The 16,309-nt window shown below is 72.6% G+C and carries 13 protein-coding genes and 1 tRNA gene; 10 read left to right on the top strand and 4 right to left on the bottom strand.

Annotated elements, in window-relative coordinates; genetic code table 11:
• Positions 1 to 1,050: DUF4139 domain-containing protein (locus BU198_RS41545; RefSeq protein ID WP_188301884.1), on the bottom strand; the 1,050-nt coding region annotated here is incomplete at its 3' end.
• A 448-nt stretch (positions 1,051 to 1,498) separates the two neighbouring features.
• On the opposite strand from BU198_RS41545, the gene BU198_RS41540 reads away from it, so the two are divergent.
• The 4 genes from BU198_RS41540 (at position 1,499) to der (ending at position 6,455) form a co-directional block, all read left to right on the top strand.
• Positions 1,499 to 2,584, top strand: coding sequence for a prephenate dehydrogenase (locus BU198_RS41540; protein WP_188301883.1), 1,086 nt, complete (start codon positions 1,499 to 1,501; stop codon positions 2,582 to 2,584).
• A 68-nt stretch (positions 2,585 to 2,652) separates the two neighbouring features.
• Positions 2,653 to 3,798, top strand: a complete 1,146-nt coding sequence (locus BU198_RS41535) for a DUF4419 domain-containing protein (RefSeq protein WP_188301882.1) — start codon at positions 2,653 to 2,655, stop codon at positions 3,796 to 3,798.
• Between the two features lie 232 nt (positions 3,799 to 4,030).
• Positions 4,031 to 4,744, top strand: a complete 714-nt coding sequence (gene cmk / locus BU198_RS41530) for a (d)CMP kinase (protein WP_188301881.1) — start codon at positions 4,031 to 4,033, stop codon at positions 4,742 to 4,744.
• A gap of 256 nt (positions 4,745 to 5,000) precedes the next feature.
• Complete coding sequence (der, locus tag BU198_RS41525; protein WP_188301880.1) at positions 5,001 to 6,455, top strand: ribosome biogenesis GTPase Der; 1,455 nt, start codon at positions 5,001 to 5,003, stop codon at positions 6,453 to 6,455.
• A 99-nt stretch (positions 6,456 to 6,554) separates the two neighbouring features.
• Here the strand turns inward: der and BU198_RS41520 are convergent, their stop codons facing one another.
• Positions 6,555 to 7,307, bottom strand: a complete 753-nt coding sequence (locus BU198_RS41520; RefSeq protein WP_188301879.1) for a hypothetical protein — start codon at positions 7,305 to 7,307, stop codon at positions 6,555 to 6,557.
• Between the two features lie 272 nt (positions 7,308 to 7,579).
• Positions 7,580 to 8,434: a hypothetical protein gene (locus BU198_RS41515; protein ID WP_188301878.1), complete on the bottom strand. Its 855-nt coding sequence runs from the start codon at positions 8,432 to 8,434 to the stop codon at positions 7,580 to 7,582.
• Between the two features lie 592 nt (positions 8,435 to 9,026).
• Between BU198_RS41515 and BU198_RS41510 the strand changes: the two genes are divergently transcribed.
• The 6 genes from BU198_RS41510 (at position 9,027) to BU198_RS41485 (ending at position 14,616) form a co-directional block, all read left to right on the top strand.
• The gene (locus BU198_RS41510) at positions 9,027 to 9,863 is read left to right on the top strand and encodes a transglycosylase family protein (RefSeq protein ID WP_188301877.1); all 837 of its coding nucleotides are present in this window, start codon (positions 9,027 to 9,029) and stop codon (positions 9,861 to 9,863) included.
• A gap of 266 nt (positions 9,864 to 10,129) precedes the next feature.
• Positions 10,130 to 10,819 (top strand): alpha-ketoglutarate-dependent dioxygenase AlkB family protein, encoded by a 690-nt coding sequence (locus BU198_RS41505; RefSeq protein WP_411293294.1) that lies wholly within the window; start codon positions 10,130 to 10,132, stop codon positions 10,817 to 10,819.
• A 188-nt stretch (positions 10,820 to 11,007) separates the two neighbouring features.
• The gene (locus BU198_RS41500) at positions 11,008 to 11,877 is read left to right on the top strand and encodes an acyl-CoA thioesterase (RefSeq protein WP_188301876.1); all 870 of its coding nucleotides are present in this window, start codon (positions 11,008 to 11,010) and stop codon (positions 11,875 to 11,877) included.
• Positions 11,878 to 12,059: 182 nt separating this feature from the next.
• On the top strand, positions 12,060 to 12,851 hold the full coding sequence (locus tag BU198_RS41495; protein ID WP_188301875.1) for a DUF1684 domain-containing protein: 792 nt from the start codon (positions 12,060 to 12,062) through the stop codon (positions 12,849 to 12,851).
• 157 nt (positions 12,852 to 13,008) lie between these two features.
• Positions 13,009 to 14,409, top strand: coding sequence for an MFS transporter (locus BU198_RS41490; RefSeq protein WP_188301874.1), 1,401 nt, complete (start codon positions 13,009 to 13,011; stop codon positions 14,407 to 14,409).
• A 133-nt stretch (positions 14,410 to 14,542) separates the two neighbouring features.
• Positions 14,543 to 14,616: transfer RNA gene (locus tag BU198_RS41485), tRNA-Pro, on the top strand.
• A 394-nt stretch (positions 14,617 to 15,010) separates the two neighbouring features.
• On the opposite strand, the gene BU198_RS41480 is transcribed toward BU198_RS41485, so the two are convergent.
• On the bottom strand, positions 15,011 to 16,309 hold the full coding sequence (locus BU198_RS41480) for a tyrosine-type recombinase/integrase (protein WP_223245628.1): 1,299 nt from the start codon (positions 16,307 to 16,309) through the stop codon (positions 15,011 to 15,013).

Below are 16,309 nucleotides of genomic sequence, written 5' to 3'. Positions count from 1 at the left end.
GCGGCCGGCGCCGGCCGCGTCGTAACCGGTGAAGAGGTCGGTCAGGCCGGCCGGGGGCTCGCGCCAGCCGGACGGGGCCGGGGCGGGCTGGCTGCGGCCGATCCGCAGCGAGGCGAGCCGGGGCAGGTCGGTGCGGCGGTCGAGGTCCGCGGTGGACAGGGCGAGGCGCACGCCCGTCCAGTCCTCGCCGGTGCGCTGGGCGACGGCGGCACGCAGGACCAGGTGGGCGGTGTCGGCGCCGGTCCGGTAGGACAGACGGTAGGCGGGCACCCAACGGGCGGCGGGGACGCCGTACTCCAGTTCCAGTTCCAGGCCGGGGTGGGTGCCGTCGGAGGCGCTCTCGGGGCTTTCCTCGGCGGTGTCCCCGGTGTTGTCCCCGGTGTTGTCCTCAAGGCTGCGTTCCGGGGTGGTTCCGGTGGTGAGCGTGAGCAGGACGGTGGTGCTGGTCCCGATCGGCTCGGCCAGGTCGGCGGTGGACGCCCGCTCCAGTCGGTCGGCAGCCAAATCTCGTTCGTGGTCCGCTAGTTCGAGCTGTTGGGTGAGCTCTTCGGCGCGCTCCTGGAGCCGGGTCAGCCGCTCGTCGACGAAGTCGGCGAGCTCCAGCCAGGCGTCGGCGGGCGTGCGGCGCAGCGGCTCCTCGCGGCGGCGCTGCGGCGGGACGGCGCGCAGCGCGGTGGTCTCGGCGATCGCGGCCAGGACCAGCCGCCGGCGCTCGGCGAGCGTGCTGCGGTGCTCGGTGGCCTCGTCCAGCGCCCGCTTCAGGTCGTGGAGTTCCTCCGGCTCACGGAGTTCGGCGAGCAGTTCCAGCCGGGCCTCGGTGACCGCGGTTCCGGCCGGTCCGGTGAGCACTCGGGCGCGCAGCGAGCGGCCGTCCACGGCGGCGGGCAGACCGGTCAGCCGCAGTCGTCCGCCGGGCGGGACCGGGACGGTGGCCCGTCGTCGGCACACCGCGCCCTCGGCGTACACCACGACGGACTCCAGGACCGACGGGTGGGCCGGTACGGCCGGTGGTTTCGACTGCCCGTTCCGGCCGCTGTGCTGATCGTCCATGCGCAACCCCTTCGTTCGTGTGGCGCCCGCTGTGCGGTGCGTGCCGCGTCCCACCCGCTGTACGGCGCTGGTGGTGCCGGTACTTCGCGGGCTTCCGGGTCGCCCGCGCGTCTCTGCTCCGTTGGCCCGACTGTCGTGTCCGCTCGCCTGCCGTGTGCCGTGTGCCGTATGCCGTGTGTCGCGCTGCCCGCGCCTTCCCCGTTCCCGGGCGGCCAGTCTGCCCGGATTCGGGGCGGGCGTCCCCGGATTCGCGGGTGCGGCGTGTGCACTGTGTGGGACGGGGGCGGGCCCGGCGCGGTTGCCGGCGCCGGAAGCTGCCGGAGGTGTCGTTCCGGTTGCCGGGCGAGAGGTGGGGACTTGGGCCGGGCGGATGAGGGAGGATGGGGCGCGGGTGCTCCCGGACGGTCCCGGCACCTGTCGAGAATCGTGATGAGGAGAGCGACCCGCCATGCGCACTGCCGTCGTCGTCGGCACCGGACTGATCGGCACCTCCGCCGCGCTCGCGCTGACCGCCCGCGGGCTGACCGTCCACCTGGAGGACGCGGACCCGGACGCCGCCCGCACCGCCGAGTCACTCGGCGCGGGCACCACCGACCCGGTCGACGGCCAGGTGGATCTGGCGATCATCGCCGTCCCGCCCGCTCTGGTCGGCAAGGTGCTGGCCGACTGCCAGCACCGCAACCTGGCGCACTGGTACACGGACGTCGCCAGTGTGAAGGCCGGCCCCGGCAGCGAGATCGCCGAACTCGGCTGCGACACCGTCCACTACATCGGTAGTCACCCGATGGCCGGCCGCGAGCGCTCCGGCCCGCTGGCCGCCCGCGCCGACATCTTCGAGGGCCGCCCCTGGGTGCTCACCCCGACCGCGGACACCAACACCGAGACGCTCAACGCGGCGCTGGAGCTGGTCGCGCTCTGCGGCGCGGTCCCGATCGTGATGAACGCCGCCGAGCACGACCGGGCCGTCGCCCTGGTCTCGCACGCCCCCCAGCTGGTGTCCTCGCTGGTCGCGGCCCGACTGGAGAACGCCGACGAGACCGCCATAAGGCTCTCCGGCCAGGGCGTGCGCGACGTCACCAGGATCGCCGCCTCCAACCCCGGCATGTGGGTCGACATCCTCTCCGCCAACGCGGGCGCGGTCGCCGACGTCCTGGAGGCGGTCGCCCGCGACCTCGGCGAGACCGTCACCGCGCTGCGCGCCATGGAGGCCGTGGAGGAGGACGAGCGCCGGGTGGGCGCGGCCGGGATCGAGGCGGTCATGCGGCGCGGCAACACCGGCCAGTCCCGCATCCCCGGCAAGCACGGCGCGCCGCCCACCCGGTACGAGACCGTGGCGGTCGTGCTGGGCGACCAGCCGGGCGAGCTGGGCCGGCTGTTCGGGGAGGTCGGCGAGGCCGGGGTCAACATCGAGGACGTCGTCATCGAGCACTCGACCGGGCAGCAGGTCGGCTTCGTCCAGCTGTCGGTGGCGCCGACGGCGGTGAAGCGACTGACCAAGGCGCTGCGGGCGAGCGGCTGGAGCGTCCGGGACTGAGGTCCGAGGGGGCCTTGGCCGAGGCCTCGGGCGGCGGTCCGGGCGGGCGGCCAGGGGAGGGGGCGGGTGTGATCATCGACTTGCCGTTGGGGGAGACCAGGCACGGGTTCGCCGGTGATCCGGTGGACTTCGGGAACGAGCGGTTCCTGCGGGCGGTGCTGGGCGAGCGCTTCCTGCTCCGACACCGCAGCGTCGAGGCGATGTACGAGCGGCCCAGGCCCGTACCGCTGTACCCGGAGTTCGCCGAGCCCGAGCCGACCGTCAGCCTGCTGCTGCGGGCGGCCCGTGCCGCCTTCGCCGAGCACCTGCCGTTGAGCCTGTCCCCGGACGTGCTCTGGTACGCGGTGGTGCACGAGGTCGCGGTGCACGTGCGGATGTACCCGCCGCGGTACCGGGCGCTGTTCCGCGCGGTCGGCGGGCGCCGGGCGCCGATCGTGGTGCGGGACGACGGCCTGGCGGGGGCGGCGGCGGTCTGGTCGGGACCGGTCGGGGCGGGGCCGGACTGGTCGGGGCCGGCGGTCGGGGTGGGGTCGGACTGGTCGCGCTCGGTCCGGCTGGTGCGGGAGCCGCTCGTGGCGGCCGTCGGCGCGGAACTGGTCGACCTCTTCCGGCCGGACTTCTCCACCACGACGCCGGACGACATCTCCTCGGCCCTGGTGGCGCTGATGGACGTGGTCAGCCCGTACTACGACTTCCGCTGGGAGACCCGCTGCGGCATCCCGAGAGTCCGGCTGGAGGGCACGGCCGGGGACTGGGCGCGGCTGGCGGCCGGGGTGGGTGCACTGGCACAGCGGTTCGGCTGGTTGGCGCCGTGGTTCGCGCAGCTGCGGCCGGTGGTGGACGAGATCGCCGCGACGGCGGGCGGCGGGCCGGTGGACGAGGACTTCTGGCGCTCGCTGTTCAAGTGGCGCTCGATGTCCGGAGGGCCCCGGGTGACCGGCTGGCTCACCGCCTTCCTCGCCCACACCCAGACACCGGACGGTCCCAGGCTGCGGCGCTCCTTCGACTGGCGGGAGGCGGCGGGCCGCGAGTACCACCAGGAGGCGTTCGAGGTGAACGACTTCCCCTCGCACGTGTCCAAGGTGCCGTTCGTGTGGGAGGTGCTCGGACGGGAGGTGCCGATGGTGCTGGTCGGCGGGGTGCTCGGGATCGAGCGGGACGGGGAGTATCTGAGGCCGCGGCTGGGGACCGCGGTGCTGGAGAGGGTGGAGTAGCGGCAGGGCCGACGCCGAGGCCGGGCGGATGGTCAGTGGCAATTGGTCGATGTCGACTAGTTGGAGTCAACCAGTCGAGACTGACTGTTCGGGGCCGACTGATCAGGATCGACCGGTCGAGCCGGACGGCGCGGAATGTGTCACGTCGGCGGTCCATTAACCTTGAGAGAGACACTCCCCGGCCGTTCGCCTGCCCAGGCTCCGGCTCCCATGCTCAGAGAGAGGTTCGCCCGTGGACACTGCCGACCGAGCGCACGCCCCGGTCGTCGTCGCCATCGACGGACCCTCCGGCTCCGGCAAGTCGACCGTCTCGCGGGCGGTCGCCGCCCGGCTGGGCCTGAGCTTCCTGGACACCGGCGCCATGTACCGGGCGATGACCTGGTGGATGCTGGCCAACGAGGTCGACATCGACGACGCGGAGGCGGTGGCCGTCGCGTGCGGCAAGCCGGTGATCGTCTCGGGCACCGACGCCGACGGCCCCACCATCACGGTGGACGGCCAGGACGTGTCCGGCCCGATCCGCGGCCCCGAGGTGACCTCGCAGGTCAGCGCCGTGGCCGCGGTGCCGGCCGTACGGTCCCGGCTGGTGGAGCTGCAGCGCGGCTGCGCCGAGGTCGCCGAGCGCGGCATCGTCGCCGAGGGCCGGGACATGGGGACCGTGGTGTTCCCGGACGCCACCGTCAAGGTCTTCCTGACCGCCTCCGAGGAAGCCAGGGCCGCGCGCCGGGCGACCGAGCTGCGCGCCAAGGGCGTGGACGAGGCGACCATCACCGCGATGGCCGCCGACCTCGCCCGCCGCGACGCCGCCGACTCCTCCCGGAAGACGGCCCCGCTGACCCAGGCCGCGGACGCGGTCCTGGTGGACACCAGTGCCCTTACCCTGGAGCAGGTGATCGACCGGATCGCCGGGCTGGTGGAGGAGCGGGCCGGGCTGTCCTCGGTCTGACCGCCGTGGAGCAGGCCGGCGCCGGTGCGACCGGCGTCGGGCCGTCCGGGCGGGTTCGACCGCAGTCGGACGGGCCACAGCCGGCCCGGCCGTAGCCGAACCGGCAGAACAGGTCCGACCGCCGGTCGGGCCGACCATCGAGCGAACCGCGGGCCGTCGAGGTGCCGCGGAGACAACCATCGCGCTGCCCCGAGCGGGGCAGGTACGCACGGCACGCCCCTGGGAAGGGCCGGGCCGGGAAACGGAACAGACGAACATGACCGCAGAGCACTCCGCCGCCGACCACGGCGAGCTGGACGCCGCCGACTACGCCGAGTTCATGGCGCTCGCCGCCGAAGAGGGCTTCGACCTCGACGGCATCGACGGCGCGGACGGCGCCGAGCACGTCCGGCTGCCGGTGCTGGCCGTCGTCGGCCGCCCGAACGTCGGCAAGTCGACCCTGGTGAACCGCATCATCGGCCGCCGCGAGGCCGTCGTCGAGGACAAGCCGGGCGTCACCCGTGACCGGGTCACCTACGAGGCCACCTGGAACGGCCGCCGCTTCAAGGTGGTCGACACCGGTGGCTGGGAGATCGACGTCCTCGGCATCGACGCGATGGTCGCCGCCCAGGCCGAGCTGGGCATCGAGCAGGCCGACGCGGTGATGTTCGTGGTGGACGCCACGGTCGGCGCCACCGACACCGACGAAGCCCTGATCAAGATCATCCGCCGGGCGGGCAAGCCGACCGTCCTGTGCGCCAACAAGGTCGACGGCCCGTCCACCGAGGCCGAGGCCGCCTACCTGTGGTCGCTCGGCCTCGGCGAGCCGTTCCCGGTCTCCGCCCTGCACGGCCGCGGCTCGGGCGACCTGTTGGACGCCGTCATGGACGCGCTGCCCGAGGCCCCGCCGCAGACCTTCGGCGACGCCGCCCCCGGCGGCCCGCGCCGCGTCGCGCTGATCGGCCGGCCGAACGTCGGCAAGTCCAGCCTGCTGAACAAGGTCGCCGGCGAGGAGCGCGTCGTCGTCAACGAGCTGGCCGGCACCACCCGCGACCCGGTCGACGAGATGATCGAACTCGGCGGCAAGACCTGGAAGTTCGTGGACACCGCCGGTATCCGCCGCCGGGTCCACCTGACCGCCGGCGCGGACTACTACGCCTCGCTGCGCACCTCGGCCGCGCTGGACAAGGCGGAGATCGCGGTCGTCCTGATCGACGCCAGCGAGACCCTCGCCGAGCAGGACACCCGGATCATCTCGATGGCCGTCGAGGCCGGGCGCGCCGTCGTCATCGCCTACAACAAGTGGGACCAGATGGACGAGGAGCGCCGCTACTACCTGGAGCGCGAGATCGAGCGCGACCTCGTCCAGGTGCAGTGGGCCCCGCGGGTCAACGTCTCGGCCATGACCGGCCGGCACATGGAGAAGCTCGTCCCGGCGATCGAGACCGCGCTGGAGGGCTGGGAGACCCGTATCCCGACCGCGCGCCTGAACGCCTTCCTCGGCGAGCTGGTCGCCGCCCACCCGCACCCGATCCGGGGCGGCAAGCAGCCGCGCATCCTGTTCGGCACCCAGGCGGGCATCCGTCCGCCGCGCTTCGTGCTGTTCGCCTCGGGCTTCCTGGAGGCCGGCTACCGGCGCTTCGTCGAGCGCCGGCTGCGTGAGGAGTTCGGCTTCGTGGGGACGCCGATCTCGATCTCGGTGCGGGTCCGGGAGAAGCGCAAGAAGAAGTAGACAGGAGTGGCCGGTCCTCTGACCGGCGACCGGAGGGCCTCGCCACCATGGCGGGGCCCTCCCTGCGTTCGGCGGGGGCGCCGGTGGTCGCCCGAGGGGTCAGCGGTGGTCGCCGGTCGGGCCCGGAGGCAGGGAGAGCATCTGGCGGTGGCGGCCGCCGGTGGGCCGGGTGGTGGTGAGACCGGTGACCGTACCCATCACCGGGGAGGGCGCGGGTGGCGCGGGCGGTGCGGGCGCGGGTACCGGCATCGGGTGCGGGGCGGCGCCGAGATAGCCGGCCGCCACCCAGCCGTGGCCGTTGGTGAACTGGGCGGCTGGGACCGCGGGCTGGGCCGGAGAAGGGGCCGCGGTGCCGTGGCCGAGGGCGTCGCCGGTGGAGGCGACGGGCTCGGCGTGGCCGGCGGTGTGACCGCGGTGGTGACCGGTTCCGTGCGAACCGGTGCTGTGCGTTCCTCCGCCGTGCGGCCCTCCGGTGTGCGCCCCGCCGCCGTGGGCCCCCGCGGCGTGACTGCCGGCGTGGGCGCCGGCATGGGCCCCGAGGTGGCTGCCGGAATGGCCGTGCTGTTGGCCGCCGGTGGGGCCGGAGCCATGGTGCTGGGAGCCCGGCATGAACTGGGGGAGGCCTGGCACCTGGCCCGCGAGGGTGTGGAACGCCTGCTGCTGGGGCGGGTACGGGCGCTGCTCGCCGGGCAGCGGGTAGCCGTCGCGGACCGCGAAGCCGGTGAACTTCAGGTCCTCCTCGCCCGAGCGGTCGCCGGGCAGGGCGCGGAAGAGGCGCCGGTACTCCGAGTACAGCTCGTCGTAGATCGGCGTGGCCGAGTGCGGGTGTTCGGCGTCGTACGACGGACGCATGCCCGGGATCGAGCGGGAAGCGGTGGCGGACCGGCCGGGGGACGCGGAGACGTCGTAGCTGTACACGTAGGGGCCAACGAGCGAGAGGGGCGGGGGATGCGGGGCGTGGGGGCGTGGGTGCGTCGACGCGCCGGAGCGCGAGGCGGGCGGGCGCGCCGGCACGCCGGGGTGCGGTCGATGTGTGACGCCGGGGCAGGGGCCGACGTGGGACGCCGGAAGGTGGCCGTGGGGTGGGCGGCCGCCTTCCGGCGCGTCGTGGGCACGGAGGTGGATCAGGTGCCGGCGAGCGGCAGGGACGCGGCGACCACCTGGCCCAGTGCCACCGCCCGCTCCAGGGCCTGGCGCAGCAGGTCCTCGCGCGGTTGGCGCCCGACCAGCCCGGCCGGCACGGCGTACATCGTCACCTCGGAGAGCTGGCTCGCCGCCATTCGCCAGGCGTCGGTGACCTGGAGCGGCTGGTGTGCCTGCCACCAGCCGGTGCTGCCGCCGGTCGCGGAGGGCTGGAGGACCGCGTGCAGCTTGCCCATCGCGACCAGGACCGACCAGCCGGGCAGCTGCTCCGGGGTCTCGTCCAGGTCGGTGACGGGCTGGAAGCCGGCGTCCTGGAGCAGGTCGAGGAACTCGTCCTCGCCCGAGGTGCTGCCGGGACGGCCGACCGGTCCGGTGGGCTCGACCACCAGCGAGGCGTGCCCGGCCTTGCCGTGCAGGACCAGCCCGCAGGTGATGCCGAGGATGGCGGCCTGGCCGGGGGCGGTCGGCTGGGTGCGGGCGGGGCCGGCGGGGGTGGCGGGCGATGGAGCCGGGGCCGCCGGCACGGCGGTGGGGACGGCGAGGTCCTGGGCACCGGACTGGGACTGGCTGATGCTTCGGACGGCGCCGACCAGTTGCTCCTCGGAGACCGGTACGACCTGGGAGGGGATGCAGCGGGCGTGGGCGAAGGCGAGGACGGCGGTCTCCTCGCCGACGAACAGCACGGTGCTGGTGGGCTCCACGTGCGTGTCGCCGGGAGTCCGGCAGGAGGTGCACTCGTAGCTGTCGGGGGCGCGGTCGCCGCCGAGCAGGCGGTCGGCCTCGTCGTCGCCGATCTCGGACCGGACCTCGTCGCTGACGTCGAGCATGCGCGGCACAGGGGTCTCCTCGGATGGGTGCGGATGGGGTTCGGGGGCGGACGCGGGGAGGTCGCCATGCCCAACGGGCACCTGTGTCAGGCGTCACGGGTGCCCGTCGATGCTGACGGGAATTGCCCCGGATCCGACCGCGAGGCGTGTTCCCGTGGTCGCAATCTGTCGATGTTCGTGTCGGGACTGCCGGATTGGAACGGTGAGGTGAGTCACGTGAACTGGATGTTTGATCTAGGAATCGATGGCTAAGTCCGACATTTCGGACATGTTTACGTGGGTCTTACCGCCGGTAACCCTTGGCTGAGCTGGGCAGACCGCCGGAGTTTTGGCTTCGCCGCCGAACGGCTCGTAGCTTCTTGGTCGGCGCAACGAGCGCCACCCGGGTTCACCCCCGACGCACCGCCCCCCGGCCCGCCGGGCGTGGCAGGTGCCCGCCGACGCGAACGCTCGAACAGGTCGTCGGCGAGCGGCTGGGTGGCCAGGGGCGGCAGCGGCACGTCCGACACGTGCACGGCCGCCCGACGGACGCGGCAAGCGATCGCGGCCCTTTCCAGGGCCTGGTTCCGCATGTCCGCCCGGGGCTGTCGAGAGGAACCTCATGACCTTCCGTAACGAGAACGCCGCTGCCACCACCTCCACCGCCACCAAGCGCAACCGCGTCCGGATGGCTGTCGTGGCGGGCGCCGCTGTCGCGGCCCTGCCGGTGGCCGGCCTCGTCACGGCCACCTCGGCCTCCGCCGCATCCGTCTCCACCTGGGACGCCGTCGCCCAGTGCGAGAGCGGCGGCAACTGGGCCATCAACACCGGCAACGGTTTCTACGGCGGTCTCCAGTTCACCTCCAGCACCTGGGCAGCCTTCGGTGGCACCGCCTACGCCCAGCAGGCCAACCAGGCCACCAAGGCGCAGCAGATCGCCGTCGCCGAGAAGGTCCTCGCCTCGCAGGGCCCGGGCGCCTGGCCCGTCTGCTCCGTCAAGGCCGGCCTGACCAAGGGCGGCACCCCGGCCGCCGTCGACACCTCGGCGGGCTCCACCACCGGTGCCGGCACCGGTTCGACCGCCGCCAAGCCGGCGCAGACCCCGAAGCCGGCGGCTCCGGCCGCGAAGCCGGCCGAGGCCCCGAAGGCCGCCCCCAAGGCCCAGGCCACGCCGAAGAACGACGCCGCGCCCAAGGCCGCCGCGCCGAAGGCCGATGTCCAGAAGAAGGCCGACGCCCAGAAGTCCGCGCCGAAGGCCGACCAGGGCGCCAAGTCCTGGAACCGCTCGAACGACGCCAAGCCGGCCGCCAAGGGCGACTACACCGTCAAGGCCGGTGACACCCTGAGCTCCATCGCCGCCGCGCAGGGCCTGGACTGGCACGACCTGTACCAGAACAACGCCAAGGTCATCGGTGGCAACCCGGACCTGATCCTCCCGGGCCAGACCCTCAGCATCTGAGGTTTCCCGGACGCCCGAGGCCTCCTGCGCAGCTGACATCGGCTGCTCGGCCCTCACCGTTCCGGTGCCCCGAGCGGGCACCGACGTGCTCGGCTGCCACGGCCGCTCCACCGTCACGCGGGTTTCCGCCGGACGGGGGAGCGGCCGTCGGCGTCTCGCGGTGTTTCGCAGCGATCCGCGGCGTTCGGCCGGGCGCCCGGAGTGCCGTCCGCTCGCGGCGGTGGGGCTGGGCCCGGGGCAGGGCGGTGCGCGAGGATGGTGGGGTGATCCAGGGAGAGCTGTTCGGTGACCCGAGCGGGTCCGCGGGTGCGCGCGAGCGCTCCGAGCCGGCCCCCGGCGCCGTCCTGCTCCCCGGCTGGCTGGACCTCGACGCGCAACGCCGCCTGGTCGCCGCCTGTCGGGAGTGGGCCCGCCCGCCGGCCGGCCTGCACACCGTGCGGATGCCCACCGGCGGGATGATGTCCGTACGGATGGTGAGCCTCGGCCTGCACTGGTACCCCTACGGGTACCGGCGGGTCGCCGAGGACGGTGCGCCGGTCAAGCCGTTCCCGTCGCTGCTCGGGACGCTTGCGCACCGGGCCGTCGCCGAGGCGTACGGGCCCGCGCTGGGGGAGGTCGCGGGTGCGGCGTCGTACGAGCCGGACATCGCGATCGTCAACCACTACGCGCACGGCGCGAAGATGGGCCTCCACCAGGACCGCGACGAGCGGGCGGACGCCCCGGTGGTCTCGCTCTCGCTCGGTGACGGCTGTGTCTTCCGGCTCGGGAACACCGAGACCAGGACCAGGCCGTGGACCGACCTGGAACTGCGCAGCGGGGACCTGCTGGTGTTCGGCGGACCGGCCCGGTTCGCGTACCACGGGGTGGTGCGGACGCTGCCGGGGACGGCGGACCCGGCGCTGGGACTGGTCGGGCGGCTCAACATCACGGTGCGGGAGTCGGGGCTGGGCGCGTAGCCGGAGGCGCCCTTCGCCGCTCTTCCGTCCATCGCCGTGCTCTCGTTCCGTCCGTCATCTGTTCGCTGACTCGACTACTCGTTCGAGTGAACTAGGAGTTCCGGCGTGCTGCGCGGGAATGACCCGGGTCGCCAGAGGATTCGAGTGAGCTGGAGAATTCGTTCGGAGTCCGGAGAGGAAGCGTGCGCATGGGTACCCCCGTCGACGACCTTGTCGATCTGCTCGACCTTGAGCAGATCGAACTCAACATCTTCCGTGGGCGAAGCCCCGAGGAAGCGCTGCAACGGACGTTCGGCGGCCAGGTCGCGGGGCAGGCACTGGTCGCGGCGGGGCGCACGGTGGACGACGCGCGCCCCGTCCACTCGCTGCACGCGTACTTCCTGCGCCCCGGGACGCCGGGCCTGCCGATCGTCTACCAGGTCGACCGGATCAGGGACGGCCGCTCCTTCACCACCCGCCGGGTGCTCGGGATCCAGGGCGGCCGGTCGATCTTCGCGCTCACCGCCGACTTCCACCGGCCCGAGGAGGGCGGCATCGAGCACCAGTTCCCGATGCCGTCCGTCGCCGCCCCCGAAGACCTGCCCAGTGCCCTGGACGAAGTCGGCTCCCGGCTCGGCGAGCTGCCCCCGTTCATCAGCCGCCGCCAGCCCTTCGACATCCGCTACGTCGACCGGCTGCGCTGGACGAAGGAGGAACTGGCGGGCGTCGAGGCACGTAGCGGCGTGTGGCTGCGCACCAACGGTTCGCTGCCGGACGACCCGCTGATCCACGTGTGCGCACTCACCTACGCCAGTGACATGACGCTGCTGGACGCCGTCCGCGCCCCGGTCGAGCCGCTGTGGGGCGAGCGCAACTTCGACATGGCCTCGCTCGACCACGCGATGTGGTTCCACCAGCCGTTCCGGACGGACGACTGGCTGCTCTACCAGCAGGAGTCCCCGATCGCCCACGGCGCGCGCGGTCTGGCGCGTGGGCAGATCTTCGACCGGAACGGGCAGCTGGTGGTGTCGGTGGTGCAGGAGGGCCTCTTCCGGCCGCTGAAGCGGCGCGACGGGTAGGCGAGTCCGTGGCCCGTGGTGTGCCCAGTGTTGTGTCCCGTGTCGGTGCGTTGCCGCCGTGTTGCAGTTTCGGCGGCTTCGGGCCGACGGGAATGATCCGTCCGCACGGACGGCGTTGTGGATGATCGAGACGGGCGGTCCGAACGGCGGGCCGTCCGCGGACAGACCGGGAGGGTGGACCGATGACGGCGACGGCCGCGGAGGACTGGAAGCACTGGAGTGACGGCCGGGCGGCGTCGGTGAGCGCGCCGCACGGCCAGCTCGCACTCACCGGCACGCACTGGCTGGAGCCCAAGCCCACCGAGATCCCCGGCCTGCCCGGGCGATGGTGGGCCGACGCCGAGGGCGTCCGGGTCCGGGCGGCGGCTGGTGCCGGCATCACGGTCGACGGTGCCGGTACACCGGTGGACGGGGACGTGCTGCTCCGTCCGGACAGTGACCCGGCCGCCGACACGGCCACCCTGGGCGACCTGCTGCTCGTCCCGATCGAGCGCGAGGGCGAGCTGGCCCTGCGGGTCTTCGACCCGGCCGCGCCGCGCCGGGGTGCCTTCGCGGGCATCTCTGCCTACCCGTACGCGCCCGAGTGGGCCGTTCCCGCCGTGTTCACCCCGTTCGAGGACGGCGACACGCGGTCCGTCGTGGTCCCGAACGCCGACGGCCGGGATCGCCCGCTGGCCGTCACCGGGCAGGTCGCCTTCACCGTGGCGGGTGAGCACCGCACGCTGACCGTCAGCCGGTCGGGCGAGCTGCTCAGCGGTGTGATCGCGGACAGGACCAGCGGCATCGACACCTACCGCTTCCGCTTCATCACCCTGCCGGCGCCGGACGCGGAGGGCCGCACCGTCCTCGACCTCAACCGGGCCTACCTGCCGCCGTGCGCTTTCTCGGACTTCTTCATCTGCCCGTTTCCGCCGCCGGGCAACCGGCTGGACTTCGCGGTGGAGGCGGGGGAGAAGCAGGTGCTGAGCCGGTAGCGGCTGCGGGCGCGGTCCCCCTGCGCGGGGGACGGCGGCCCGGTCACGCGGCGCAGGGCGCAGGGCGCCGGGCGGGTGGTCGGCGGGAGGTGGGCCGGAGGTCCCGGGGCCGGTGCGAGGCGGGTCGGGGGCGGAGCGGAGCGGAGCATGGGGGACTATGTCGAACAATCAACATTCCACCCCGTCCCCCGCGTCCACCCCGTCCGCCGTCCCTTCGCCGTCCACGCCTCCTTCGCCCTCCGCCCTCCCCGCATCCTCCTCCGCCGAGCCCGAATCCGATCCCGGACCGGGGGACGGGTCAGAACCGGGGGCCGTCCCCGACTCACCCTGGTACCGCCGGGCGTTCGCCGACCTCAGCCCGCTGCGCGACCACCCCGACTACCGTCGGGTCTGGGCCGGGCAGGCCGTCTCCTCCATAGGCCAGCAGATGACGGCCGTCGCCGTCTCCGTCCAGGTCTACGATCTGACCGGCTCCGCCTTCGCGACCGGCCTGGTCGGCATCTTCTCGCTCGTCCCACTCGTCGTCTTCGGCCTCTACGGCGGCGCGATCGCCGACACCGTCGACCGACGCCGGCTGGGCCTGATCGGCTCCGCCGGCCTGGCAGCCGTCTCGGCCGTCCTGGCCGCGCAGGCGCTCGCCGGCCTCGGCCTGGTCGCCGTCCTGTACGCCGCCGTCGCCGTCCAGGCCGGCTTCTTCGCACTCAGCTCGCCCGCCCGCTCCGCGATGATCCCCAGGCTGGTGCCGAGCCACCAGCTGCCGGCGGCGAACGCCCTGAACACCGTCAGCATGAACCTCGGCCTCACCGTGGGCCCGATGCTCGGCGGCGTCCTCATCGGCGCGTACGGCGTCCAGGCCGCCTACCTGATCGACACCGTCGCCTTCACCGCCACCCTCTACGCGATGTGGCGCCTGCCCGCCATGCGGCCGCTCGGCGATCGCAAGGGCCGCGCCTCCGTCCTCGACGGCCTCCGATTCCTGCGCGAGCAGCCCAACCTGCGCACCAGCTTCCTCGCCGACCTGGCCGCGATGGTCTTCGGCATGCCGCGCGCCCTCTTCCCGGCCATCGCGGTCACCTTCTACGGCGGCGACGCCGGCACCGTCGGCCTGCTGGCCTCCGCCCCGGCCGTCGGCGCCCTGGTCGGAGCGCTGTTCTCCGGTTGGGTCGGCCGCGTGCGCCGCCAGGGCATCGCCATCCTCGCCGCGGTCGCCGCCTGGGGCCTGGCCATCGCGGCCTTCGGCGCCCTCCACAACCTCTGGCTCGGTCTCCTGCTGCTCGCGGTCGCGGGCTGCGCCGACACCGTCAGCATGATCTTCCGCAACACGATGATGCAGGTCGCGGCCCCCGACGAGATGCGCGGCCGCCTCCAGGGGATCTTCATCGTCGTGGTCGCCGGCGGCCCCCGCCTCGGCGACTTCGAGTCCGGCACCGTCGCGGCCCTCTCCAATCCCGCCACCTCTGTGATCACCGGCGGCCTCGCCTGCGTCGCCGCCGTCCTCCTCCTCGCCGCCCGCCGCCCCGCCTTCCTCGCCTACGACGCCCGCCACCCGACCCCCTGACCCACCACCCCGAACCTGGCAGCGAGCACCCCCCGACGTGCTGTATTGTTTTCCACGTCGCCGGGACACCGGAGACAAGGTCGAGAAGCCCACAGCAGAGCCCCTCAGGCTCTCGCTTCAGGTGCCGAGACCACGGGACGTGGCGCAGCTTGGTAGCGCACTTGACTGGGGGTCAAGGGGTCGCAGGTTCAAATCCTGTCGTCCCGACTGTGAAGTCGGTTGTGGGAGCGGGTACTTGGGAAACCAAGGGCCCGCTCTTACTGGTTTTTGGGGCCCGTTTCTTGATCCCGGGCGGTCCCAAAATGGTCCCCAGGTTTGGCCGCAGGTCCGTCGCCACCCGTTGCTCGGGTGGCTGGTGTGTGGATTGTTCTTCGATCTCAAGGTGAAGTGAGAGATCTCCTGTCGTTTTGCTGGAGCGAGGCGTGGCGGCGCACTTGACCTTCGGTCAAGTGCGTCGGTCGCGGGTCAAGTGGGTAAAACTGGTTCATATCGGGGCATTTCTAAGGCCTTTCTGGCGCCTACTGCTTGCCGTGGTGTGACTCGGGCAGCATCGAAGCGGCTTGTCAGCGGCCATTTTCGAGGCGATGGCAGTTACGGCGTGTTACCAGCGGCGGGTGATCTGGCCGTCGCGTTGGAGCTTCTCGAGGTGATGAGTGAGGGCTTGGCCGGCTTCCAGGATCCGGAGCGCGTCGGGGTGGAAGTAGCGCTGGGTGGTGGTGATGAGCCGGTGGCCTGCGATCTCCTTGAGGATGTGCGGAAGGATGCCGGCGTCGGCCATCCAGGTCAGGCCGGTGTGGCGCAGGTGTTCATAGCCGAGGTTCCGGGTGACGTCGTCCCAGTGGGTGGCGTCGCGCAGGACAGCGGTGCTGATGCGACCGCCGCGCGGGCCGGTGTAGAGGCGGGCGTCCGGGTCGCCTCGCGTCGCTTGGAGCCGCCTGATGATGAGTGGGCGCAATGGTTCGATGATCGGGATGAGGCGGGCGACCCTACCCTTGGTGTGCTTGTCGACCAGGCCGCCGGGAGCGGGGGTGGTCTGTCGGCGGCAGGTCAGGAGCCACTTGTCGGTATCGACGTCGCGGGCCCGGACTCCGGAGACCTCGCCGATCCGTGTGGCAGTGCAGGCGCTGTGGACGACGACATCACCCCATCCGCGATAGCGGTTGTATGAGGCCGCGACCAGGGCATCGGCGAGTTCGGTGAGGGCGTCCCAGTTGCGCAGGGCAAGGGAGCGGGGGTCCCGCAGTTCGTCTTCGACCTGCTGGTATTCGCGCTGCCAGCCGGTGATGTGGGCGGTGTTGCGTTCGAGGATGCCGTCCACGATGGCCTGCTCGAAGATGCGGGAGAGCATGGCGAGGGTGTTCTTGATCGTGGAGCGGCCGCAGCCATCGGCGATCCAGCCGAGAACCGCCGCAGTGATGAGAGCGGTGGTGATCAGGCGGAGGGGGAGCTGCCCGAGCTCGGGCTCGATCCGCAGGTGACAGCCGGCGAGGTAGGGGGCGTGTGTGGTGCTTTCCAGGCCGGTCAGGATGACCGGGAGGCGGAGGTTGACATAGTCGCCCAACGGCATGGAGGCCAAAGACGGGAGGACGGGGCTGCCGGTGGCGTCGGCCAGGATGGTCAGCCATTGGGTGACCAGTGTCGGGTCGAGTCCATTGTGGACGGCCCCTGCCAGGAAGCTGGCCCATGCCTGCGTCTGCGCCGGGGTGGCCTGGCTGGCCGGCGGGCGGAGGTTGGTGAGTGGTGAAGTGCGGTATTGCGAGCGCAGGGCACTCGGCGGAGCGGGAGGGGCGGCGGTGGTGATCTCGCTGAACGGGTCCGGGGTGGCTGATTTCCAGGGGTGCGTTGAAGTACTCATGCACCATGGTTGCGCCGATTCACCTTGCTTGTTTGATGCCGTCAT

Origin of the sequence: Streptomyces sp. CBMA156, assembly GCF_014596515.1 — a bacterium.
Classification (GTDB): Bacteria; Actinomycetota; Actinomycetes; order Streptomycetales; family Streptomycetaceae; genus Kitasatospora.
This window is presented reverse-complemented; position numbering and strand designations above follow the sequence as displayed.